General features: G+C 63.2%; 20 protein-coding genes, 2 tRNA genes and 1 pseudogene. 13 read left to right on the top strand and 10 right to left on the bottom strand.

Annotated features, from left to right (window positions below):
* Window positions 1-333: 333 nt before the first annotated feature.
* From DRB06_RS14995 to DRB06_RS14980, 4 genes are all read right to left on the bottom strand, one after another.
* Window positions 334-993, bottom strand: coding sequence for a nucleotidyl transferase AbiEii/AbiGii toxin family protein (locus DRB06_RS14995; RefSeq protein ID WP_220093037.1), 660 nt, complete (start codon window positions 991-993; stop codon window positions 334-336).
* Complete coding sequence (locus DRB06_RS14990) at window positions 990-1,361, bottom strand: transcriptional regulator (RefSeq protein WP_199912545.1); 372 nt, start codon at window positions 1,359-1,361, stop codon at window positions 990-992. Before DRB06_RS14990 ends, DRB06_RS14995 begins: the two co-directional genes overlap by 4 nt.
* Window positions 1,362-1,397: 36 nt before the next feature.
* A tRNA-Ser gene (locus DRB06_RS14985) sits at window positions 1,398-1,487 on the bottom strand.
* 104 nt (window positions 1,488-1,591) lie between these two features.
* A tRNA-Ser gene (locus tag DRB06_RS14980) sits at window positions 1,592-1,680 on the bottom strand.
* A 263-nt stretch (window positions 1,681-1,943) separates the two neighbouring features.
* On the opposite strand from DRB06_RS14980, the gene DRB06_RS14975 reads away from it, so the two are divergent.
* The 7 genes from DRB06_RS14975 (at window position 1,944) to DRB06_RS14945 (ending at window position 10,042) form a co-directional block, all read left to right on the top strand.
* Window positions 1,944-3,353 carry an MFS transporter gene (locus DRB06_RS14975; RefSeq protein ID WP_111820391.1) on the top strand — a complete coding sequence of 470 codons (1,410 nt, stop codon included), beginning with the start codon at window positions 1,944-1,946 and terminating at the stop codon, window positions 3,351-3,353.
* 122 nt (window positions 3,354-3,475) lie between these two features.
* The gene (locus DRB06_RS14970) at window positions 3,476-4,552 is read left to right on the top strand and encodes a zinc-binding dehydrogenase (protein ID WP_111820390.1); all 1,077 of its coding nucleotides are present in this window, start codon (window positions 3,476-3,478) and stop codon (window positions 4,550-4,552) included.
* 47 nt (window positions 4,553-4,599) lie between these two features.
* Window positions 4,600-5,514, top strand: a complete 915-nt coding sequence (locus DRB06_RS14965) for a ketose-bisphosphate aldolase (RefSeq protein ID WP_111820389.1) — start codon at window positions 4,600-4,602, stop codon at window positions 5,512-5,514.
* Window positions 5,511-6,968, top strand: a complete 1,458-nt coding sequence (locus DRB06_RS14960; RefSeq protein WP_111820388.1) for an MFS transporter — start codon at window positions 5,511-5,513, stop codon at window positions 6,966-6,968. Before DRB06_RS14965 ends, DRB06_RS14960 begins: the two co-directional genes overlap by 4 nt.
* 23 nt (window positions 6,969-6,991) lie before the next feature.
* Entirely contained in the window at window positions 6,992-8,044 is a 1,053-nt protein-coding gene (locus tag DRB06_RS14955) for an NAD(P)-dependent alcohol dehydrogenase (RefSeq protein WP_111820387.1), read from the top strand.
* Between the two features lie 10 nt (window positions 8,045-8,054).
* Window positions 8,055-9,011, top strand: coding sequence for a carbohydrate kinase family protein (locus DRB06_RS14950; protein WP_111820393.1), 957 nt, complete (start codon window positions 8,055-8,057; stop codon window positions 9,009-9,011).
* Window positions 9,012-9,070: 59 nt separating this feature from the next.
* Window positions 9,071-10,042 (top strand): aldo/keto reductase, encoded by a 972-nt coding sequence (locus tag DRB06_RS14945; protein ID WP_111820386.1) that lies wholly within the window; start codon window positions 9,071-9,073, stop codon window positions 10,040-10,042.
* Window positions 10,043-10,194: 152 nt separating this feature from the next.
* On the opposite strand, the gene DRB06_RS16295 is transcribed toward DRB06_RS14945, so the two are convergent.
* From DRB06_RS16295 to DRB06_RS14910, 6 genes are all read right to left on the bottom strand, one after another.
* Window positions 10,195-10,509, bottom strand: coding sequence for a hypothetical protein (locus tag DRB06_RS16295; protein WP_181575286.1), 315 nt, complete (start codon window positions 10,507-10,509; stop codon window positions 10,195-10,197).
* Between the two features lie 414 nt (window positions 10,510-10,923).
* On the bottom strand, window positions 10,924-11,664 hold the full coding sequence (locus DRB06_RS14930) for a GntR family transcriptional regulator (protein WP_111820385.1): 741 nt from the start codon (window positions 11,662-11,664) through the stop codon (window positions 10,924-10,926).
* A 109-nt stretch (window positions 11,665-11,773) separates the two neighbouring features.
* Window positions 11,774-13,132: an AGE family epimerase/isomerase gene (locus DRB06_RS14925; RefSeq protein WP_111820384.1), complete on the bottom strand. Its 1,359-nt coding sequence runs from the start codon at window positions 13,130-13,132 to the stop codon at window positions 11,774-11,776.
* Between the two features lie 101 nt (window positions 13,133-13,233).
* Window positions 13,234-13,833 (bottom strand): malonic semialdehyde reductase, encoded by a 600-nt coding sequence (locus tag DRB06_RS14920; protein WP_111820383.1) that lies wholly within the window; start codon window positions 13,831-13,833, stop codon window positions 13,234-13,236.
* Between the two features lie 126 nt (window positions 13,834-13,959).
* Complete coding sequence (locus DRB06_RS14915; protein WP_258522288.1) at window positions 13,960-14,988, bottom strand: hypothetical protein; 1,029 nt, start codon at window positions 14,986-14,988, stop codon at window positions 13,960-13,962.
* A 45-nt stretch (window positions 14,989-15,033) separates the two neighbouring features.
* Window positions 15,034-15,735 carry a hypothetical protein gene (locus DRB06_RS14910; protein ID WP_146750920.1) on the bottom strand — a complete coding sequence of 234 codons (702 nt, stop codon included), beginning with the start codon at window positions 15,733-15,735 and terminating at the stop codon, window positions 15,034-15,036.
* A gap of 330 nt (window positions 15,736-16,065) precedes the next feature.
* Between DRB06_RS14910 and DRB06_RS14905 the strand changes: the two genes are divergently transcribed.
* The 6 genes and pseudogenes from DRB06_RS14905 to DRB06_RS15915 form a co-directional block, all read left to right on the top strand.
* Entirely contained in the window at window positions 16,066-16,467 is a 402-nt protein-coding gene (locus DRB06_RS14905) for a hypothetical protein (RefSeq protein ID WP_111820380.1), read from the top strand.
* Between the two features lie 48 nt (window positions 16,468-16,515).
* Window positions 16,516-18,624 carry a DUF6571 family protein gene (locus tag DRB06_RS14900; RefSeq protein ID WP_111820379.1) on the top strand — a complete coding sequence of 703 codons (2,109 nt, stop codon included), beginning with the start codon at window positions 16,516-16,518 and terminating at the stop codon, window positions 18,622-18,624.
* A gap of 226 nt (window positions 18,625-18,850) precedes the next feature.
* Window positions 18,851-19,954 carry a DUF6571 family protein gene (locus DRB06_RS14895; protein ID WP_111820378.1) on the top strand — a complete coding sequence of 368 codons (1,104 nt, stop codon included), beginning with the start codon at window positions 18,851-18,853 and terminating at the stop codon, window positions 19,952-19,954.
* 220 nt (window positions 19,955-20,174) lie between these two features.
* Window positions 20,175-21,275 (top strand): DUF6571 family protein, encoded by a 1,101-nt coding sequence (locus DRB06_RS14890; protein ID WP_111820377.1) that lies wholly within the window; start codon window positions 20,175-20,177, stop codon window positions 21,273-21,275.
* A gap of 218 nt (window positions 21,276-21,493) precedes the next feature.
* Entirely contained in the window at window positions 21,494-22,189 is a 696-nt protein-coding gene (locus tag DRB06_RS15920) for a hypothetical protein (RefSeq protein WP_146750919.1), read from the top strand.
* Window positions 22,190-22,192: 3 nt separating this feature from the next.
* A pseudogene (locus tag DRB06_RS15915) lies at window positions 22,193-22,816 on the top strand (hypothetical protein); the annotation flags it as partial.

Below are 22,816 nucleotides of genomic sequence, written 5' to 3'. Positions count from 1 at the left end.
GCGCGCCTCTCTCGTGCGTTGGTGGGTCAGCCTGTCAGGCAGACGGCCCCGCACCCACGCCTGCGAAAGGACTCTAAGGCTAAGGCGCCTTGGTCCGTTCCCCTAATCAGCGATCACCATCCGCCCGCCACCATGGGTGACTTTCGCCCCCCGGATCATCAAACGACAGGGGCAAGACATCATGCCCACAGCGGCTGGCCCAGCCACCGGCACTCCTTCACCGGCGACCACAAACAAGGTAACGGGTATCGCGCCCCGCCGGAGGCGACTGAGAGGGGCGGGCGACTCCCACGGCCGCGGCGCCGTCGGCGGGCGTGGCGATGGCCGGGGCGTTCACTGCTCGCGACTTCGGCGTAATGCCGCGGCCCACTGAAGGCAGCGCGATTTGACCTCTTCGAGCTGTTCCGGAGTGACACCGTACCGGCGGACATCCAACGGCGTCACACGATTGACCGCTTCCAGCTGACGAGCAAACATGTCGATGTCGAAGTCAGGATCACGCTCGGCCGCGGCGTCCACGAGCACGCCGTCGGCAAACTCCCCCGACCTGCGGATGCCGTCAACGTCAAGAAAATCACGCGGTTCGCCCCGGGAATACAGGGCGTCGATCTTACTGGCCACCGCGTCCCTCAGGCTGAGCACAGGTCCGATGGCGAAGGGCACGGGATCGTTCTCTCTCCAATCCACCCCCAGATCAAGTTCAACTTGCGCCCCGCCGTGAACGCTAACCCGTAACCTTGCGAACTGCGGTGACCGACGGACCTCGTCAACGCCGTAGCCACGCCTGTGTAACTCACCCACGACCTGCTTTACAGCTCGGTCGAACTCCACTGGGTCCTGCATCGTCGTGAACAGGTCAACATCCTCTGTCGGCCGCTCGATCACCCCGTGCTCACGAATGGCACCAGAGCCCGCCAGCACGAAGCCAGCCCCGGCTAGCGTGGTCAAAGCAATATGCGCGACTTCCCGCTGCACGTCCCGCTCTACGCTCATGCGCTCTTCCCACCTCCGAGCTGCGGGAACCGAACCTCCCAGAGCTCGCGTGCACGCCTAGGCAGCAGCAGTTCCGACCAAACCGACACGAGCCGATCCCGGTTGAGGATGGCAACCTGATCGGCAACAGTTCCCTCGGCTATGGCAACCCGGTAGGCCAGGTTCACGCCGCCGTCCTCATCTAAGTCCACATGACCGCCGCCGGGCGCCCATAGCAGAGCGTGAGGCAAGTCGATGCTGCCGCTTGCCGGCCCGCGCAGATCATCCAAGCTGTCGGGAACCGCATAGGGCTTGACGTCACCAAAAAGCACGCGGCGTGACGACCCAGAAGCACCGCGCGCTTCGATGTGCGTGGTCCTGCTCATCACACCCCCGTTCCGAGGCACCCGTATGGGCACGGGCGGTGGCGGAGATGGGGAGATTCGAACTCCCGAGGGGTTTTATCCCCAACCTTCTTAGCAGGAAGGCGCACTAGGCCACTATGCGACATCTCCAGTTGCCGGATCGGCCCAATGAGCCTACCCCAGCGCACGCGCAGAGGCAACGACCCGCCGTGGAGCCCCGCGGAGTGCCGTCGGCGACGGCTTACCCACGCCCGTGGCGGAGAGGGAGGGATTCGAACCCCCGGTGCGCTAGGCGCACAGCGGTTTTCAAGACCGCCACATTCGGCCGCTCTGTCACCTCTCCAGGTACGTGCCGAAACCCTACCACCCCGCACCACCCATCGCAGCGCGCGGTTCAGGCCATAACGCTAGTCACAAAACAGGACCTTCGTCCCCTGTACACCACATCGCCAGATCAGTATCGTTGCGGATATGACGTTATATAACGTCATATCCAGAGACGGATCGCGCACCCCCTCGAGCAGCCTCACCAACGACGGTGTCAGGACCACTGCCTCAGCCCCATGGCGCCCCGCTCCACCACACGCATGACACGAAAGAGAGCTCATGGCACACACACCGGCACTCACTCAGCCCACAGACGCACTGCCGAACGCCGGCGCCCGCCTTGACCGACTGCCCACCAGCCGCTTCCACTGGTCGGTGTACTGGATGGTCGCCTTCGGACTGCTCGTAGGTTGGAGCAACGCCATCGGCGGACTGGTTCTAGCAGTGCTTGCGGAGATCGGCTGGACCGACAACTCCTCGTCCGCGATCTTCTCCTCGCTTACCACGGCCGGGATGTTCGTGGGGGCACTGGTCGGCGGCGCGATCGGCGATCGCCTGGGACGCCGCAACGGCTTCCTCGGATTCGTGGCCTTTCACATCATCACCATGCTGGTCGCGGCCGCCTCCCCGAACATGACCTTCCTCATCATCGTGCGGGTGTTCATGGGGATGGCGCTCGGCGGCCTACTCACCGTGCTGTTCGCCTCCTGGACGGAGTACGTCCCCTCACGGGACCGCGGCTCCTGGTCCTCCCGGGCATCCTTCATCGGCAACTGGTCCTACCCGATCTGCTCACTGATCGCCTCCTACCTCGTCGGAGTCGTCAGCCCCGAGGCCAACTGGCGCATCCAGTTCATCATCCCGGCCTTCACCTCAACGATCGTCCTGATCATCGTCTGGCGACTCTTCCCCGAGTCACCGCGTTGGCTGGAGTCCAAGGGCCGCTACCGGGAGGCGAATGAACTGCTCAGGAAGATCGAGGCCGATGTCGAGCGGCAGAAGGGCATCACGCTGGAGCCGGCAGCCGACGCCGTGGAGGAGCACGCGAAGACCCAGGGCCAGGTGAACCTCCCCTACAGCGCCCTGTTCAAAGGCGAACTGCTCAAACGAGTTATCGTCGGCTCCTTCGCCCTGATCGCCATGAACGTCATCCAGTACACACTCATCAATTGGCTACCGACCATGTTGCTCTCCCAGGGCATCGACTTGGCCGACTCCGTAGTGCTGAACACCATGAGTATGTTCGGGGCACCCATCGGCATCTTCATCGCCATATTCATCATCGACCGCTTCCCGCGTCGTGTATTCGGTATCGGGCTGTTGCTCATAATCGCGGTGCTGGGATACGTCTACTCGCTGCAGACCTCAATGACCGCGCTGTCCGTCGTTGGCTTCTTCCTGATCATCTTCGTCTATATGTTCGTCTGCTTCGCCTCGGCCGTCTACGTCCCGGAGATATGGCCGACGGCGGCCAAGCTGCGTGGCTCCGGGCTGGCCAACTCGGTCGGCCGCGTCAGCGGAATCCTCTCCCCATATGCGGTGGCCGCCCTGCTGGACGCGTCCGGTGTCACCGGAGTCTTCATTCTCCTCGGGGCTACAGCGGTTGTCACCGCAGTCGTTATCGCCGTCTTCGGCGTGGAGAGCCGTGGGGCGTCTATTGAGTCGATTTCCGACGTCGACCTCAGCTAATTCGCCGCGTCGTCCTGGCAAGGCACTCCAGGGGCACCGGCGCCCGCTCAGCCGCCCCCTTCCTAACCATTCTCCATCCACCAGGTTTGAGCACTTCACACACAATCCAGAAAGGAATCATCATGAAGGCACTTGCACGCTACGGCAAGGAATTCGGCAGATACCGCCTCATCGACGTCCCAGTCCCCGAGATCGGGGACGAGGACCTGCTCGTCAAGGTCGGAGCCGCCACCATCTGCGGCGCGGACATGAAGCACTTCCGCGTCGACAACGGCTCGGACGAGTTCAACTCCATCCGCGGTCACGAGTTCGCCGGCGAGATCGTCAAGGTCGGGCCCAAGGTGACCGACTGGCACGTTGGCCAGCGCGTGGTCTCGGACAACACCGGCCACGTCTGCGGCACCTGCCCCGCCTGTGAGCGGGCGGACTTCCTGTGCTGCGAGAGCAAGGTGAACATCGGCCTGGACAACAACCGCTGGGGCGGCGGATTCACCAAGTACGCGATCATCCCCGGTGAGATCCTGCGCATCCATCGCCACGCGATCTGGGAGCTGCCCGACTGGCTGCCCTATGAGCAGGCGGCAGCCATCGAGCCGCTGTGCAACTCCTACAAGGCCGTGGCCGAACAGACCCACCTCAAGCCCGGGCAGGACGTCGTCATCATCGGCGCCGGTCCACTGGGCCTGTACTCCGTGCAGGTCGCCAAGCTGATGGGCGCGGTCAACATCGTGCTGGTGGGGCTCGACGCCGACGTCAACACTCGTTTCAAGGTCGCCAAGCAGCTCGGTGCGACGCACGTGGTCAACGGCTCCCAGGAGGACGTCGTCGCCCGGTGCCAGGAGATCTGCGGCAAGGACAACCTCGGACTGGTGATCGAGTGCTCCGGCGCAAACATCGCCCTGGAGCAGGCCATCAACATGGTGCGCCCCAACGCGGAGATCGTCCGCGCCGGCATGGGCTTCAAGCCACTCAACTTCCCCATCAACCGCATCACCGAGTGGAACATCTCGCTGATAGGTCACATGGCCTACGACTCGACCACCTGGCGCAACGTGCTGCGACTGGTCGACCACAAGAAGGTTCAACTCGCACCGATGATCACCCACCGCTTCGGCCTCTCCGAATGGGAGAAGGGCTTCGAGGCCATGGCCGCCAAGGACGCCATCAAGGTCGTCCTCACCTATGACTTCGACGACTGACTCCATCAACTAATTCCAACCCCGGTTTCAGGAAGGGAAACGACAACATGCTGGCAGATTTGGCGTGGTGGCTGCGCCACGCGCAGGCGAACAGGTACGCCATACCTCACTTCAACACTTGGAACGCCGAGATGCTCATGGGCGTCATGGACGCCGCAGAGGAAACACGTTCCCCCGTCATCATCTCCTTCGGAACCAGTTTCACGGGCAACGTCGTGTTCGAGGAATTCGCCTGGCTGATGCGCAATATGGCGGAGCATGCGAACGTGCCCACCATCGTTCACTGGGATCACGGGCGCAGCTTCGACATCGTCCACAACGCCTACGTACACGGCAATAACGCGATCATGCGTGACGCCTCAAAACTGCCATTTGAGGAGAATGTCGCCGAGACCAAGTGGGTAGTGGACTACTTCCACCCGCGCGGGGTCCCGGTGGAGGCCGAGTTGGGCCACGTGGGCGACTACGGCGACTACGAGGAGGTCCTGGCGCACTACCAGTACACGGATCCCGCACAGGCCGCGGAGTTCGTGGAGCGCACAGGCTGCGACGCACTGGCGGTCGCCATCGGCAACATCCACGGCCCCTACAGTTCACCGCCGCGCATCGCCCATGACGTGCTGGAGGCGGTACGCGAGGCCGTTGACATCCCGCTCGTCCTGCACGGCGCCTCCGGCATCCCGGACGACGACGTGCGCCGGGCGATCGCCAACGGCGTCGCCAAGGTGAATATTCACTCCGAGCTGGGGGAGGCGGCTATGGCCGCCATCGTCAAGGACACGTCCACCAACTACGTGAACACGCAGTTGCGCGTACGTGCGGCGCTCAAGCAGCGCGCCCTGGAGAAGATCGAGCTGCTGGGCTCCGCCGGTCACGCCGACGCCATGCCCGTGGTGGCAGGCGACCTCAACCGGGTGGCCGACGGACGCGCGCCGACTCCTGAGGGGCTGAAGGCACAATGAGTCGGCAGGTCGGCCGGCCGGGTATGGATTCGGCAGCCCATCAGATGGAGTCCGCACAGGCGCTGGCCACCCTGGAGCAATTGCCGGTGTCCCGCTGGCACTGGAAGGTGTTCTGGGTGCTGGGACTGGCGCTCCAGTTCAACGGCATTCTGAACTCGTCGGGGAACTCGGTCCTGGCCGACCTGGTCGACCGGGGGTGGTCGAACAACTACTGGAACGCCTTCTTCTCGTCGGCGATGATGATGGGCTTCTTCGTAGGCTCGCTCGCCGCGGGCGGTCTCGGGGACCGGATCGGGCGCAAGCGCACCTACGAGCTGTGCATCCTCGTATTCGGCGCCATGGCGCTGGCGGCGGCCTGCGCCCCTGGCATGATCTTCCTGATCGTGTGCCGTGGGCTGATGGGTATCGGCATGGGCGGCGGCATCGTCCTCGGCTACGGCACCTTCACCGAATTCATGCCCGCCCGGGTCCGCGGCACCTGGTCGGCCCGCATCTCCCTGCTGGGAAACCTCTCCCCCTTGATCGCCGCGATCCTGGCTGCCGTGCTCATCCCGGCGCTGAGCTGGCGGGCGGTGTTCGTGGTGGCCGGGGTCCTGTCCCTGGTGATGCTCGTCGTCGTCCACATCCACCTCGAGGAGTCTCCCCGCTGGCTGATCGCCTCGGGGAGGGACGACGACGGCGTCGCCATCGTCCGCAGGGCCGCCGCCCGCAGCGGCATCGTCGTCAACGGCCCCGACGACGCAGCCACCCGCCCCAATGGTTCCGGCACAAGCGACGCGGCCCCGGCCACGGGCGCAGCGTCCGCCCAGACCAAGGTCGCAGTTCCACTGCCGGCCTTCTTCACCGGTGATCTGGGCCGCCGCACCCTGGTGGCCACGGCGACCCTGATCGCCATGAACCTGTCCCTGTACACCATCACCCAGTGGGTGCCGACCATCTTCGTCAACCAGGGGATCGACATCTCCAAGTCGCTGGCGATGTCGATGATCATGATGATCGGCGCTCCGGTGGGGGTGTTCATCTCCACACTGATCATGGACCTGCTGCCCCGCAAGGTCCTCGGACCGGGGCTCATCGTCCTGGTGGCCGTGCTGGGGTATGTCTACTCCCGGCAGACCTCCGAAGTCACGATCCTGGCGATCGGCACCCTGATGATCGTCGTCCTGTATATCTACAACAGCTTCTCGTCGGCCGTATACGCGCCCGAGATCTGGCCGACCGCGCAGAAGATGCGCGGGCTCGGCATTGCCAACTCCATCGGCCGGGTCGTCGCCATCGCCTCGCCCTACCTGGTGGCCTGGCTGCTGACCGAGTTCGGCGTCATCGCCGTATTCGTCGTCCTGGGGCTGCTGCTGAGCGCCTGCGCACTGGTGCTGGCGATCTTCGGCATCGAGACGCGGGGACGCAGCGTCGAAGAGATGGCACTACCTATCCGCACGGCAGAAGCCGCTTAGTTTCTCAAAGAGGAGATACACACATGAGCACCAATTCAAAGGCCGTACTCGATCACCCCGGCCTGATGACCATCAAGGCCTGCGAGCGCCCGACACCCGGCCCCGGCGAGGTTCTGATCAAGATCGCCCGGGTCGGAATGTGCGGCTCGGACATGCACGGTTTCAAGTCCGGTCCCTACATTCCGCCGCAGCCCGGCCAGGAGGTGGGGCTGGGGCACGAGCCCGCGGGCGTCGTAGTCGAGGTCGGCGATGACGTGACCGAATTGAAGGCCGGCGACCGCGTCTGCGTCGAGCCCGGTATCCCCTGCTACACCTGCGAGTTCTGTCTGTCCGGGCACTACAACGTATGCCCGAATGTGGACTTCATGGCCACCGCACCCAACTACCGAGGTGCCTTCACCGAGTACCTGGTGCATCCGGCCACGCTTGTGTTCCCGCTGCCCGATGAACTCAGCCTTGATGAGGGAGCCCTCGTGGAGCCGGCCTCGGTGGCCGTGCACGCGGTCGAAATGGCGGGCGCGCTCCTGGGCAAGACCGTCGTCATCCTTGGAGCGGGCGCCGTCGGCCTCATGGTTTCCATGGTCGCCCGCATGGCGGGTGCCCGGAAGATCGTCGCCGTCGATCTGCAGCAGAGCAGGCTGCAGACCGCGCGCAGGCTGGGCGTCGACACCACGGTGAACAGCGGCGAAGGCGACCCGGTCGCCCAGATTAAGGAGGCAGTCGGCCGGTACGGGGCCGACGTCGTATTCGAGACAGCCGGTGCAGTGCCTACCGTGAAGCTCGGTCTGCAGGTGGTCAAGCGCCGCGGCAGGTTCATGGTTGTGGGTACGGTCCCCGGCGAGGCACCGGTGCCATTCCTGGCGATCAACCGCGAGGTGACGATCCAGACCGTGTTCCGGTACTGCAACTCCTACCCGACCACGATCGAGCTCATCCGCTCCGGCGCCCTGAGGGTGTCAGAGCTGATCGACCGACACTTCGCATATGCGGACATCCAACACGCCTTCGAGACAACCGTGAGTGACCCCGGATCGTTCACCAAGGCGGTCGTCGTGGTTGATGACTCCCTGAAGTGAGGCGATGACCATGGCGAACCTCGACGTCTTGTGCGTCGGCTCCTCGGTGGTCGACATCCCGCTGCACCCGGTCGACAGAACCGTCTTCGACACCGTCTCCTACCCGGTTGACGACATTTCCATGCAGGTAGGAGGAGACGCGCTGAACGAGTCCATCATCCTGTCCCGTTTGGGAGCCCGAGTGGGGCTGGTGACCGTGGTCGGAGACGACGCGGCTGGCACCTTCATCACGACGACAGCTCGTTCCGAGGGCGTAGACGTATCCCGGGTACACGTGCGCCGTAGCCTCACCACGTCCTTGAATGTTGGCCTGGTCCAGCCCGATGGTGAGCGCACCTTCATCACCAACCGCAACGGCAGCCTGTGGCTCACCGAGGAGAGCGATCTCGATGTCTCCGGCCGCATCGGATTCGCAAAGATCCTCTCCTTCGGCTCGATCTTCAACAATCCTCTGCTGTCCGGAGCATGGATTGCCGATCTGTTCCACCGGGCAAAGGCTGCGGGCATGACCGTGTGCGCCGACATGGTGCCCAGTCGTACCGGCGCGGGAATCGAGGAGATAGCCGAGGCCCTGGGGTATGTCGACTACTTCTTCCCCAACGCGTCCGAGGCCATCGCCCTGACGGGAGCCCACGACGAGCTCGAGGCGGCCACCATACTGGAGGGCTACGGGGTCGGCAACACGGTGCTCAAGGTCGGAGCGCGCGGGTGCCTGGTGCACAACGCCCACATCACCGAAATTGTCCCCGCCGTCGGCCGTGACGCCGTGGACACCACGGGCGCCGGGGACAACTTCGCCGCCGGCTACATCCGCGCCCTGCTGCGCGGCATGAGCTCAATCGATGCGGCCGTATTCGCCAATGGAGTCGCCGGCCTGTCGGTGACCCGCCTGGGTGCCACCGCTGCCGTGCGGTCGCTAGAGCAGGCCGAGGAGTTCATTGCCGGCATTGATGCCACAGGCACGTGAAGCGAGTAACCGTACGCAAGACATCAAGTAGAGAGCAGAAAAGATAACGAGGAGCGAATATGCGAATCGGAGACATTGCACAGGATGTGTCTCGCATCGGCCTGGGAACCTGGGCCATCGGGGGTGGCCCCGCATTCGGCGGAGTCGATACCGAGCAGCAGGGCATTGCCACGATCCAAGCCGCACCTAGCCTGGGAGTCAACCTGGTGGACACTGCGCCCGGTTACAACTTCGGGCGCAGCGAGGAAATCGTCGGCAAGGCAATCGCCGGCCGCAGGGATGAGTACGTACTCATCACCAAGTGCGGGCTCGTGTGGAACGCCCCAGGAGCATTCTTCAACCGGGTAGGAGACACTGTCCTCAATCGGTCTCTGGAACCTGATTCGATCCTGCGGGAGATCGACCAGAGCCTGGAACGGTTGGGCACGGACCACATCGACATCTACATGACCCACTGGCCTGCGATCCCGCCCTACAACACCCCGATCGCCGACACGGTCGCTTGCCTGATGGACCTTAAGGCTTCCGGTCGCATCCGTGCCATCGGCGCTGCAAATGTGAACGCCGAGCAGGTGCTCGAGTATCTGCGGTACGGGCAGCTCGACATCGTACAGATGCGTTATTCGATCCTGGATCGGGCGGTGGAGCAGGAGCTCATGCCCACGTGCATTGCGAATGGCGTGACGGTCCAGGCCTACTCCCCGCTGGAGATGGGCATCCTTGCCGGCGCTGTCCCACGCGGCTACCAGCCGGAACCCGGCACGGCCCGATACGGGAAGAAGTGGTTCGAGCAGGCTCGGTTGGAGCAGGCCCTGGACATGGTGGAGGCCTGGGAGCCGCTACGGAATAAGTACAACTGCGGCACGGCCGACCTTGCCATAGCCTGGATCCTGGCACAGAACCCGCACATCACAGTCCTGTCCGGCTCAACCAAGCCTGAGGAACTCGCGCAAAATGTGCGCGCCCTGTCGGTTGAGCTGACGGACGAAGACGCCACCTGGATGCGCGAGTACGCCGAGCAGCTCGGGTGAGGTTCCGCGACATCAAGCCCTACGAGGCTCCCCGCCTCGCTCGATGAGTTGCAGGGCCCGTACAACGGTACTACTGACCTTCCGCATGCCGTGCGCTGGCAGGCCGATCGACTCGGCGTAGATGTGGGTGTGGTTGGCTGGCGGCGTATGGCCTACCAGGCGTTGCTCGCCGAGGGAACCGCTGACGAGCAACGCCGGTTCATGAACCGGGATCGGCTTATCGAGACGTGGCCGATCCTGAACATGGATGCGCGTGTGCGCGACTTGTGGGAGGGACGGTTTTCCGAGTTGTGAGCGGCCGTGTGAGCGGCGCGCAGGAGGAACAGCGCCGCATCACGCGCCTGGCCCTGGAGGCTGCTGGCGAAGTAAGCGGCTTCACCCTGGCCGGGTCGGGTGCGATCCGTGAGCACGGCTTGATCGACCGGCCCACGGAGGATATGGATCTGTTCACCGTCGAGACTCGTCATCGACAGGATGCTTTCGCCCAGTTCACCGTCATTAGTCGGCAGGGGCTCTGCACCGACGTCGACCTGGCCGTCGACTGGCGCACCCACCCGCCCGTGCGCTTGCAAGTCGGCCCCGTTTTGGCTGTCGAGGATGCGGTCGGAAATAAGATTGGCGCCCTGTTCTCGCGGGCTGAGACCCGTGATTACCTCGACGTGACGCGATCCGGCGTTCTGGCCGGTACAGTGACGATGAACTGTTGGAGCTGGCCCGGGAGAAGGCGTGGGCCACCGCTATCCGCGCACGAGCCCGACGTGAGCGCACGCACGCCAGATTGCACGCCCGGATCGAGCAGGGCTGAGGCGGCGAGGGAGACGCCACGGCGTCTAGGGGGTGGCACGCCGGCTATCTCGACAATTCGCCCCGAAATCAATCATCTAGGCGATGTCGTAGTTGAAACGGTAGCGGGCAGCAGTTATATGTTGACGACCCACATAGATGAGCTGCCCAGCGTCATCGAGCATCTCCCGGTAGAAGAAGAACAGCGGGTCCCCGACCAGGACCTGCAACAATTCCGCCTGGGCGGCGGTGGCCGCGAGCGCGTCTATGTAGGAGTTGCGCGACCCACCGATCCGTACGCCGTTTTCGGCCAGGACCTCGAACAGCGAGTCCTCGAGCGGTGCTTCCAGCAGGAAGGGCAGACGCTCGTATGGGTAATAGTTGTCCTCAATCATGATCGGAACGCCGTCGGCATAGTGCAACCGTTGAATGTTCAGCACCTGCACCTCTGTGAGCTCTGGTGGCGGAGTGAAGGCTGAGGGCGTTTCCTCCAGCAAGGTCCGGGCCAATACCTTGGCAGAAGGCGTCATTCCGCTGGCCCGGCAGGACTCGGAGAAGCTGGAGATGTGCTCGATCTTCTTGGCGATTTTGCTTTGGCTGACGAAAGTTCCCTTGCCCTGACGCTTGACGAGCAGCCCGTGCTCACACAGTTCCTCGATGGCGTGTCGGATAGTGATCCGACTGACCCCGTACATAGTGGCGAGTTCCAGCTCGGTGGGGATACGGCCACCGGGCTGGAACTCGCCGGAGTCAATGGCCGTCCGCAGGGACTGCATAACCTGAGCGAACAGCGGCCTAGTGCTCTGTCTGTTCAATGAAACAGCCCGTTCCGGCGTCATCACGTCCTCCTCATGCGGCCAGGGTCTTGAGGCTATACCACCGCACAAATACCGACCGGTCTGCTCCGACGCCGCTCCAGGCACATACGTAGCCGTTACCGGCTACCACTCACCCCCGCCCGAACAGGCCACGACGGCGCGCCTGGCCGCGCTGCTGGTCCGGGGCCGGGGCGGGCCGGTCGGGGCGGTCCAGGAGGCCCTCGCTCAGCGCCTGCCCCACCGTCGGCCACACCGGCATGCGGGCGGCCAGCGTCATCTGCAGGGCGTGATAGATGTCCGGGTGGCCCTCCCAGGTGCGGGTCGACAGCTCGTTGGCCTGATTCAGCTCGTGGGTCCACACACCCGGAGCCTCGATGAGGAACTCCTCGGCGTAGTCGATCCAGGAGCGGTAGCAGTGCTCGTAGTGCTCGACATCGATCTCACCGCGACCGTCGTCCAGCAGCGCCTGCCGGATGGCGGCGGCGGCCGACACGCCCTCGCACACCACCCAGTGCATGCGCTCGTGCACGATCGGGTTGCCGTCGAAGTCGGTGGTGTAGACGAAGCCGGGGCCGCCGTCGACCCGCCAGCCGTCGGTGCGAGCCCGGTCGAACAACTGCTCGGCGGCCTCCAGCATCCAGTCGGGCGTGGGCAGGGAGCGAGCCACCAGCGCCGCGCGGGCCTGCACGGTCAGGCGCGACCACTCCAGGCCGTGACCGGGGGTGACGCCGTAGGGGCGGAAGGGGTGGGCAGGGGCGTCGCGGTTGTAGTCCAGGAGCGGGTGCCACTTGGTGTCGTAGTGCTCGGGCAGGCGCCAGTCGTGGGCACGCGCCTGAACGTTGACGGCGAAGTCGATGATCTGCACGGCGCGGGTCAGCCAGGTGACGTCCCCGGTGACGTCGGCGGTGGCGAGGTAGGCCTCCACCGTGTGCATGGCGGCGTTGATGCCGCGGTAGTTCTCGGGGTCGGTGAAGTCAGCGGCGTAGGACTCGATGGGCAGCCCGTAGGTGTCATCCCACCAGTAGCGGTTCTGCACCTCCATGGCGTCCAACAGCAGCTCGTGTGCACCGGGCCGGTTGGCGGCCGTCGCGGTGGCGGCGGCCAGCAGCACGAAGGCGTGCTGGTAGCACTCCTTGCGGGCGTCGGCGTCGACCGGGATGCCGTGGCCGTCGTCGTCGAGTTCGTGGCGGACAGCGGAGTACCAGCCGCCATGCTCGTAGTCGCGCATGACCCTGCTCAGGGCGCGCACGCCGTGGTCGGCGTAGCGGCGGCAGCCGGGGATGCCCAGCAGGGCGCCCAGGGAAAAGGCGAAGGTCATGCGGCCGGTGATCCACAACTCGACGGGGTGGCTGGTGTCGACGACGCCGTCGGTGCCGATCCAGCCGAAGCCGGCGGGCACCTTGGCCGCCCGCGCGTAGCGCAGTAGTGCATGTGTCTCCTCGGCCAGCCAGCGGTTGTGCTCGGGGGCGCCGAACCATCCCAGTCCCATGAGTCCTCCTCGACCCGTACTCGCTTCCCGGCCTCACTCGCACCGGGACACCCCGAACGTTAGCAGCCGGCGGCCGGAGTATGCACCGGTCGGGCCGGTGCTCAGAGCACCTGAGAAACGGTCTCGAAGTCGTGGCGGCCGGCCCGCGGGTGGAATGCGTCGGCGTCACCGTGCCCCACGCAGACGACGGCGATGGTCTGCCAGGGGCGGTCGGCGTGGAATTCGGCGTCGATGCCGGGCAGGTCGGCGCCGGTCATGACGCCGACGTCGAGGCCCTCGGCGCGTAGGGCGAGCACGAGGTAGCCGAGCTGAATCAGGGCAGAGTCGCGGGCGAGTCCCTGGCGCATCTCCAGGGAGCCGGCCAGGCGCTCGAGCATCTGCTCGGACGCGCCGAGCTCGCGCATGGACTGGTCCAGGGCGAGGTCGGCGGAGACGATCAGCACCAGCGGCGCACCGAGGACCGGCTCCTGGTTGATCCCGGCCATCAGTGGGGCGAGCCGCTGGCGGGCCTCCGGGGAGGCGAGCAGGTCCAGGCGCATGGGCTGGGAGTTGAGGGCGGTGGGCGCCCAGCGCGCGTTGTCGTAGGCGCGGCGCACCTGCTCGATCGGGGCCGGCTCGTCCCGGAACGAGCGGGCCGTGTGGGCGTCGGTGAAGAGGACTGCAAGAGCGTCGTCGGAGACGGCGGTGTCGTGACTGCTCATACAGGCGGCAACTGACCTGGTGCGAGGATTATTCCGCGGATGTTGATTACGGGGAAGCTCGGCTGCCCCAACGCGGCATCCTACTGCCCGGCCGAGGCTCGAGGCTTGCAGGCTTCACCTGACGTCTCATGGTTGTTTGGTTGGTTGGGTGTTGAGAGTTTGGATCTCAGCCACGGGAATGCTGGTGGTCGTGGACGTGGTGTGGGTGTCCATCGAGCCCGAAGCACCGTCGGTGGCGGTGTAGGTGATCGCGTAGGACACTTTGATGTCTACCGGAGTCACACCGTCCTTGAAATGCGCACTGGACCGGTTGAACACGATCAGGCAGTCCGTACCCTTGGCGTCGTTCTCTTCAGTCCAGGGGATGCCGAAGCCGGTGCACTTGGCGGTCCCGTCCTTAGGCTGCAACGTCAACCACTTCGCGGTCGCCGTGATCGTGGCCGTCGTAGACCCCGCCGTAGCCGTCACCTGCACCTCCTTGGGGGTATCACCCGTCGCCCACACCCAGGTATCCATACCCACAATCGTGGCCCCCACATCCCCAACCATCGGGTTATACGAAATCGTCGCAGTAGGGATCGTCACCGCATCCCACGCCGCCCGCGCCAACGTCTCACCATCCACCTCCGGGGCGGGAGCAGACTCGCCGGCAGGCACATACACAGGACCATTCGAGGTGAACTGCCCGAACAGCTTCTGGTACTCCATCGGATCGTCACCGTTGTAGTACGTCCAATCGCACCACGGCCTATACCAGTAACCCTCCTCATCGTCCGCATACGACTCATAGTCCGGATATTGATCCCTCAGGTACGGCATCACATAACCCCAGTTGCCATGCACTGAAGATTCTTTCTCCGCCTGCCCGGAGTCAATCCACTGCGCGACCTCCGCACCCGTCCGATCCGGCTCATACCAGCACACCGGATGCACCGTGGCCGCCACCGACTGCGACCACGCCGAAGCACCACCGCCAGAACCAGCCGACCCATCCGCCGCAGCAGATGTGGACGTCGCTGTGACCGTCATCGTCACCGAACCATCCCCACCCTGCACAACCGAACCAGACGACGAACCAGAACCAGAATCCCAGTTGTGGTTCTCATGCGCCCAGGCAAAGGATTCGACGCCCGTCACACCTACGAGCGACAGCAACAGAGCAAGTACAACTACTAATATTAGCTTCATCGGCCTCATTGGTCACGCCGTACACTTATTAGTCGAACGCAAAAACTCTTCTGATTCCTTCCAGACTCCATCCTCGTAGGTCATAGTGACAAGAATTTCGTAACGACCTTGAAGAGTCTCTGGATTGCTGACATCATTGCCGGCCGCATCATAGTCAACTAGATCCGACTGATCGTCACACACGAGAACCTGCGCCTTATATGGAGCCACGGCGAACACCTCAATTACGGATGTCTTAACGGTTCCGTCCGTGTACCCATCACCGGCCGCTTCCAGATTATCCCTTAGGTTCTGGTAGGTTTCTGCGGTCATGAGGGGTTCGGCGTTTTCTACGCCGGTGCGGGTGAACCAGATGTTCCAGGTGACCTGGTCGTAGTTGATGAAGGCCTTGAGGACCTCGGTCTGCTGCTCGTCCAGGTCCTCGGGTATGGAGGTAACCACGTAGCGGTCGGTGGACAGCGACTCCGCCGTCACCACACCAGCAGCCTCCGCAGAAGCCGCGGCCGACGCGGACGCCTCAGCGGCGGCAGCCGACTCGGACGCCTCCGCCGACGCGGCAGCCTCCGGATCGTAGGTAGGGATACCCAGGGGGTTGTCGTCCGACTCAGACGAGCACGCCACCAGAGGCGCACACGCCAGAAGCAGCGCCGCCGCTCCCGCGGCGGTGCGGCGTAGCCCGGCTGAACCAGTCGGGAGACTCGGGAAACGAGCCATGAGCAACTCCTCGGGGTAAGAGTACGTTATCGGGACGTCATACAGTCTCACACGACCCCAGGTCACACGCAAGCAACAGCAACTGCCAGGACTGCCGGACATACGAGAAGCGGCACCAATGTCAACCACACGTGACAGCCGCACCCAACGCCCTCGCCCCGTAGTCGTCCGCCAGCGCCCGCCTTCCGCTGGGGCCACCCTGGCGCTGGTGGACGACTACCGACCAGTCTTCTTGTGACGGGGGCGTTACGTTTAGGGTAAGTTGACTCCATCGTTACCGGGGCGTCCCGCCCCTCCCGAACCGCCACCCCTCCGAGGACCGAGATCGCGATGCCCACCACTTATTACTACGAGGATGACTCTACTGATAACGACGGCGACAGCACTCTCATGGTGAACAACCCCAAGCTGGAGGCGATCCAGGACGTTAAGGAGCAGGCAACCCGGTCGCAAAGCGGCCTGGCCGAGTGGACTCCGCCCCCAACAACCCAAGGTGGAGTCCAGATAACCGGGTACCTGGGAATACCACAGTCACTGGGCCTGTCCGACGACGTGTGGACCTCACCGTTGGCCGACGACTACCGCACCGCCATCGACTCGGCCCAGACTGGCGCGGAGGAAGCGATTTCACAGATTGTCACCGACCTCACAGATGCGGAGAACGCCATCTACAATACCGGACAAGATCAGGTTCCCGCCGACTCCGAACAGGCCAGATGGCCCAACATCTGACCCCGTTCCCAACCCGCCCCGAAACCCCCGGAGACTAGAAGCGAAGCCATGGCCTACATCAAGATCGACACCGATGCCATGCAAACCGTAATCAACAACATCAACGACTACGCAAACGCCGCAGACGGCGCTCGCCGCGCAATACGTCGTAGCAGCGAGTACCACTACGATCCGGTGGAGTCGGTTGTCACCGACACCGAACCGCTCCCCGACCTGCTCAATCCCGCACCCGGGAACACCACTATATCGGCAAACGTCGCCAGACTGCGCGAAGTGGCATACCAGTTGCGATCCCGCCGTCAGGAAGCCATCGACATCAACGAGTCGGGTATCACCATGACCAACCCCGACGGCACCCTGTCCTACTACCTACCCGACCCACCCCCAGGCACCACCGACGAAGCCGCCTACTGGCGCAACATGGACACCGCCGCCAACGTCCACGCCTACAACACCGGCGCGGCAGAAGCGGCTAAGGCCGACGCCGCTGCACTTGACCAAGCTCTCGGCAGCTTGGACGGAACCGCCAAGGATGGCCGTACGGTCGAGCAGATCCTCAACGAGGCGGCCAAACACCGTGATATCCCCGCCTACGGGGCGTCCTTCACCGATCAGTACACCGCTGAAGAGTATCTGCAACTCGTCTATGCGCTGGACGGCCACTACCAGATTAGCTATGACGGAGATGATGGTGGCGAACAGTTCAGCAAGTCGGTGGAGACTCTTTCTCACATACTCGCCGCCGCCAGCCAGGATCAGGTCGGCGGAGCCGACCTCGCCGCAGGTTTCACCGACGCAGTGAACCCGGATATCAGCCAGCGGCAACTCGAATCTCCGATGACGGCGCTCAACGCACTGTTGTCGGTACCGGATACCGCATACGGCACAGGGTTCCTTGGCGCGCTCGCTGAAAATCTTGAGGATATCGATCCCACCTCGGTTCCCGCCTCCGGACCTCCGCCGTTCGCGAACGGCGAGTTCTATACCGCGGACCCGTTGGCCGGCGTGTTGACAGCGATGGGCTCTAACTCCGAGGCCGCCCTGAAATATCTCACGAGCGACGGCACTAACGACGCCGATATCGAGAAGCGCTGGGAGATGCTCAGGCAGCGCGACTGGGACTACCACGGTGGTGCCGGGCTGGACGGGCTGAGTGCGGCCACGGCCGCTGCCTCCGCTTATCGGGGTGCCGACGGCGACCCGAAGGCGCCGACCGATGCCGCCGAGCGCGCCACCTGGATGACCGCGCAGGCCATCCCCTTCTTCGTCGATCATGTCGAGGAAGCCGATTTCACCGCCACTATGAAGCAGAACCTCGCAGTGCTGCTCGGCAACAGCCCCGAAGAGCTCGCCGGCCTGGCCCGTGGCACATCACTGGAAATTAACCAGCGCTATGGCTTGTCTGGCCTGGTCACTGACGCGGAGTTCGAGACCTTGTTGTACCGCGTCAATGATGATGAGAATGCCGCCGGCACCCTGGCCGCCGCCATGGGTCAGTACCACCGCAACCAGATCGACACTGCGATGGCTGCGGCGGACGCATCAGAAGCCGAGGCGACCTTGACCAGTGAGTACACGTTCGCAGCCAAGACCATTGGCTACCTTGATGGCATTGCCGAGTTGCGTGCAGGTGACGACAGCGCCGCACAGGCTGATGCCAAGTCCAATATGGGAACCGCACTGAGCGTGTTCTCTACGGTACTGGGTACCGGGGTAAGCGCCGTAACGGGCGGAACCGGCATGGCGGTAGCTGGCCCACTGCTGTACAGCACCGGATCCACCATCGCCAAGCCCATCGTCGTTGATAAGCTGACCCGTGACTGGAACACGCCTGATACTATCGAGATCGCCGATATGAAGAGGGTGCTGACAGCTCAGGCCTACGTTGATGCTGCGAACTACGGATTGCTCAATGACACCACCATCGAGGCGGCCGCTACCGGTAACAACGGCGGGCCATTCTCCTTCTACACCGAGGTTGACGGGAAACCCACCATCACCGCCCCCGACCCCATGACACCAGAAGCCGCCCAGGAATACATGATCTGGTATGGGGACGTACACGACTCAACCATGAACTCCCTCGATACCACAATCGATACAGCCAGCAGCAACAGCGGCTACGAAGAGGGCAAGGCCGCCAAGGTGATCAAATGAACCCGCCCGTTTTTCCTTCCCCCACACATGTAGACCCCACAGCCCGCCGTCTGATCGCCGAGTTCGTGTGCGCATGCATGCCTGAGCGTGTTTGTGACTATGACGCTTCCGATGCTCGCATAAGCGCATCGCTATCCCCTCATCTACGCCCGAATCTATACCTTCCTCCGACTTGGGGCTGACGCCCAGCTCACTGCCATATCGAACCGCAAGGAGCCATCAAAAAATGCGACCCACAATTCGCGAGACTGCCCTGCGCCGGCGCCACCTGACCGCATCCTTGTTGGTGTTGTTGCTGGTTTGCGCTCCTTTGGTGGGTTGCTCACTGGGGGCTGACCAGAGCGGCCTGGACATCCCCGGGTTCAGCCCGAGCGCCACAAGCATCAGCGACCAGACCAATGCCCAGGCCGCTTTGGAGTATCTCAGCCCTGATGGTGAGATCAGCGATGGGCGGTGGGTGCCCGGGGAGATGACCACCGAGCGGTGGGAGGCGCTCACCGACCGCGACTGGGGCCCTGCCGGATTAGAGGAGCTCACGGCCGCCATGGCCACGGCGTCGACCATGCGCACCGACCAAGACGAGCAAACCGCCGCAAAGGCCACGTGGACGGTCGCCAGGTCAATCGAGTTCGCCGTCGACCAGGTACCCCCCAAGAACTACACCGAGACCATGAAGCAGAACCTCGCCGCTCTACTGGGCAACAGCCCAGACGAGATCGCCGCCCTAGCGGGTGGTGAGTCTCTGGAGAGTTCGGACCTGTATGGTCTGTCTGGCCTGGTCACCGACGAGCAGTTCGAGACCCTGCTGTACCGCGTCATCGACGATGAGCACGCCGCCGACACACTGGTCACCGTCATGCTCCAATACCACCACAACCAAATCGACGAGGAAATGCCCACGGCTGCGAACCCCGAGGCCACCCTGCTCGGGAAGTACAGGAACGCAGCCATGACCATGGGCTACCTCGACGGCATTACCGAACTACACACGAACAACAACAGCACCTCCGACACCATCAACGCCGCCGATATGAAGAGGGTGCTGACAGCTCAGGCCTATGTTGATGCCGCACAGTATAGCCTGCTCAGCGACGCCGCCATGGAGGCGGCCGCTACCGGTAACAACGGCGGGCCATTCTCCTTCTACACCGAGGTCGACGGGAAACCCACCATCACCGCCCCCGACCCCATGACACCAGAAGCCGCCCACGAATACATAAACTGGGAAGACCTGATCCACGACTCGGTCATGGACAGTCTTGACGTCAATATCGAAGCGGGTGATCACACAGGCCGCAAGCAGGGCCAGAGCGCAGAGGTCATTCAATGATTCGATCCGACATTCTCGTCCTGAGTGCGGCATTTTTGCAGCACGCCGTCACGTTGCGACGGGATATGCGTACACGGGCACACCTGGGCGTAGTAACCCTCGTAGCACTCCTGGCATTTGCCGCGCGCACGTTTCTTCGACCATACCTGAAACCGTATTCGGGGTTGGTGCGGGCAGTCGGCCACCACCACCGCATCGAACTGTGGGGAGGTCATCTACTATGCGATTCTTTACCCGCATAACCATCTCGCGCCGGCGTCACCTGACCGCATCCTTGTTGGTGTTGTTGCTGGTTTGCGCTCCTTTGGTGGGTTGCTCACTGGGGGCTGACCAGAGCGGCCTGGACATCCCCGGGTTCAGCCCGAGCGCCACAAGCATCAGCGACCAGACCAATGCCCAGGCCGCTTTGGACTACCTCACCCCCGACGGCGAGTTGACCGACGGCAGGTGGGAGCCAGGGAAGAAGACCACCGAGCGATGGGAGGAGCTCACCGACCGTGGCTGGGGCTCTACTGCCATGGAGGAGCTGACGGCGGCGATGGCCGCGTCGTCGACCATGCGTAGCAGCCAGGATGAGGAGACCGCCGCGGCGGCGACCTGGGTTACCGCCAGGTCGATCGAGTTCGCCGTCGACCAGGCACCCCTCAAGGATTACACCGATGCGATGAAGCAGAACCTCGCTGCACTACTGGGCAACTGCCCTGACGAGATTGCTGACATGGCGCGCGGCGGCTCGCTCGAAGGAGTTAACGTATATGGTCTGTCTGGCCTGGTTACCGACACACAGTTCGAGACTGTCTTGTACCGTGTTATTGATGATGAGAGCGCCGCCGACACGCTAGTCGCCGGCATGATCCAATACCACCACAACCAAATCGACGCGGAAATGCCCACTGCTGCCACCCCCGAAGCTACCCTGCTCGGGCAGTATCTGTTCGCCGCAAGGAGCATGGGCTATCTCGACGGCATTGCTGAGCTGCGCACGGGCAACAGTACTTCCGACACCATCAACGCCGCAGACATGAATACGGTACTGCAGGCTCAAGCTTACGTTGATGCCGCTAAGTACGGTCTGCTGAGCGAGGAGACGCTGGAGGCGGCCGCCACCGGTAACAACGGTGGCCCGTTCTCCTTCTACGACGAGGTTGACGGGCAACCCACCATCACCGCCCCCGACCCCATGACGCCAGAAGCCGCCCACGAATACATGAGTTGGGATGGACAGGTTCAAGATACCACCATGGATGATCTTGATGTCAGGATCACCAACGGCTACAACTTTGGCTATGACGAGGGCCATGCGGCGGAGGTTGTCAGATGACTGTGTTCTATGCTTATGTAGTGGGCGTGTCGGTCTCACAGCTCGCTGGCTTGTTGTTGTCTGGTGATATGCGAGTTTGGGTGTGCCTAGGTGTATTTGCTGGCGTAGGGTTTCTGATGCTTGTCGTGTGTGATTGGTTGTGTGTTCGTCCTGCGTGCCGTCGGCTTGACCGATTTGCGTCCGCTACTATTGTGAGTCGGTAAAGGAGATCATCGATTATGCGACCCCAAGTACGAATGTCTCGCCCTCGTCGGAGCAGGCCGGTTGTTGGCCTGCTGGCGCTGCTGCTGGCCTGCACTCCTCTGGTGGCGTGCTCGTCGGAGTCGGACGACAACCCCTTGGGTATTCCTACATATGATCCGGAGGCTGCGGCGTCTGCGGAGGCGGCAGAGTCCGCTGCCGCTGCTGAGGCGTCTGCGTCGGCTGCGGCTTCTGCGGAGGCGGCGGGTGTGGTGACGGCGGAGTCGCTGTCCACCGACCGCTACGAAGTCACCTCCATACCCGAGGGCCTGGATGAGCATCAGACCGAGGTGCTCAAGGCCTTCGTCAACTACGACCAGGTCACCTGGAACATCTGGTTCACCGGCACCGGCGTCGAAAACGCCGAACCCCTCATGACCACAGAGGAGTTTCAGGTACTAAAGGAAGGCTACGAACAGTTAGGGGACGAGCGTACGGACGGAGTAGTCCGCGTTTCGGTGAATCAGGTGTTTGCACTCGACGCACGTAAGGCTCAGGTATTGATCTGCGGTGACCACTCGGACCTCGTAGCGTACGACGCTGACGGTAACGACGTCAGTGACCCAGAAACACTCCAAGGCCGCTATGAGGTGCTTATAACCATGATCTACGATGATGGGGTCTGGAAAGAATCGGATGAAACAACGCTATCGACCAACGAATGCGTGGCGTGAACAATGAAACGCAAAAACCGAGTGGCGGTAACAGCCATAGTCGCCCTTTCTGTATTTGCCTCTGCTGTGATCGCGCCGAACGCATGGGCGCAAAGGCTTCGAGACACGCCCACTGGTTCTGGTTTGTCGTCTGGTTCGGTCGTGCAGGGTGGGGATGGTTCGGTGACGATGACGGTCACAGCGACGTCCACATCTGCTGCGGCGGATGGGTCGGCTGGTTCTGGCGGTGGCGCTTCGGCGTGGTCGCAGTCGGTGACCGCCACGGTACATCCGGTGTGCTGGTATGAGCCGGATCGGACGGGTGCGGAGGTCGCCGAGTGGATTGACTCCAGGCAGGCGGAGGAGGAGTATTCGGTGCACGGCAACTGGGGTGGTATCCGGTCGTATATCGAGTCTGAGTATCCCGATTACGACTCCTATGCGGACGATGAGGAGGGTTACTGGTATAGGCCGTGGTGCGATTGGGAGTACTACAACGGTGATGATGTGACTGAGTTCTTGCAGCTTTTCGGGCAGTTCACCTCGAATGGTCCTGTGTATGTTCCCGCAAGCGAGTCTGCTCCCGCCCCGGAGGTGGATGGTGAGACGTTGGCGCGGGCGGCGTGGGATGCGGTGACGATCCCTACG

The sequence above is a fragment of the Actinomyces sp. Z5 genome (genome assembly GCF_003287795.1).
GTDB lineage: Bacteria > Actinomycetota > Actinomycetes > Actinomycetales > Actinomycetaceae > Actinomyces > Actinomyces glycerinitolerans.
Note: the sequence above shows the minus strand (reverse complement) of the source record. Positions and strands in the feature narration are given on the sequence as shown.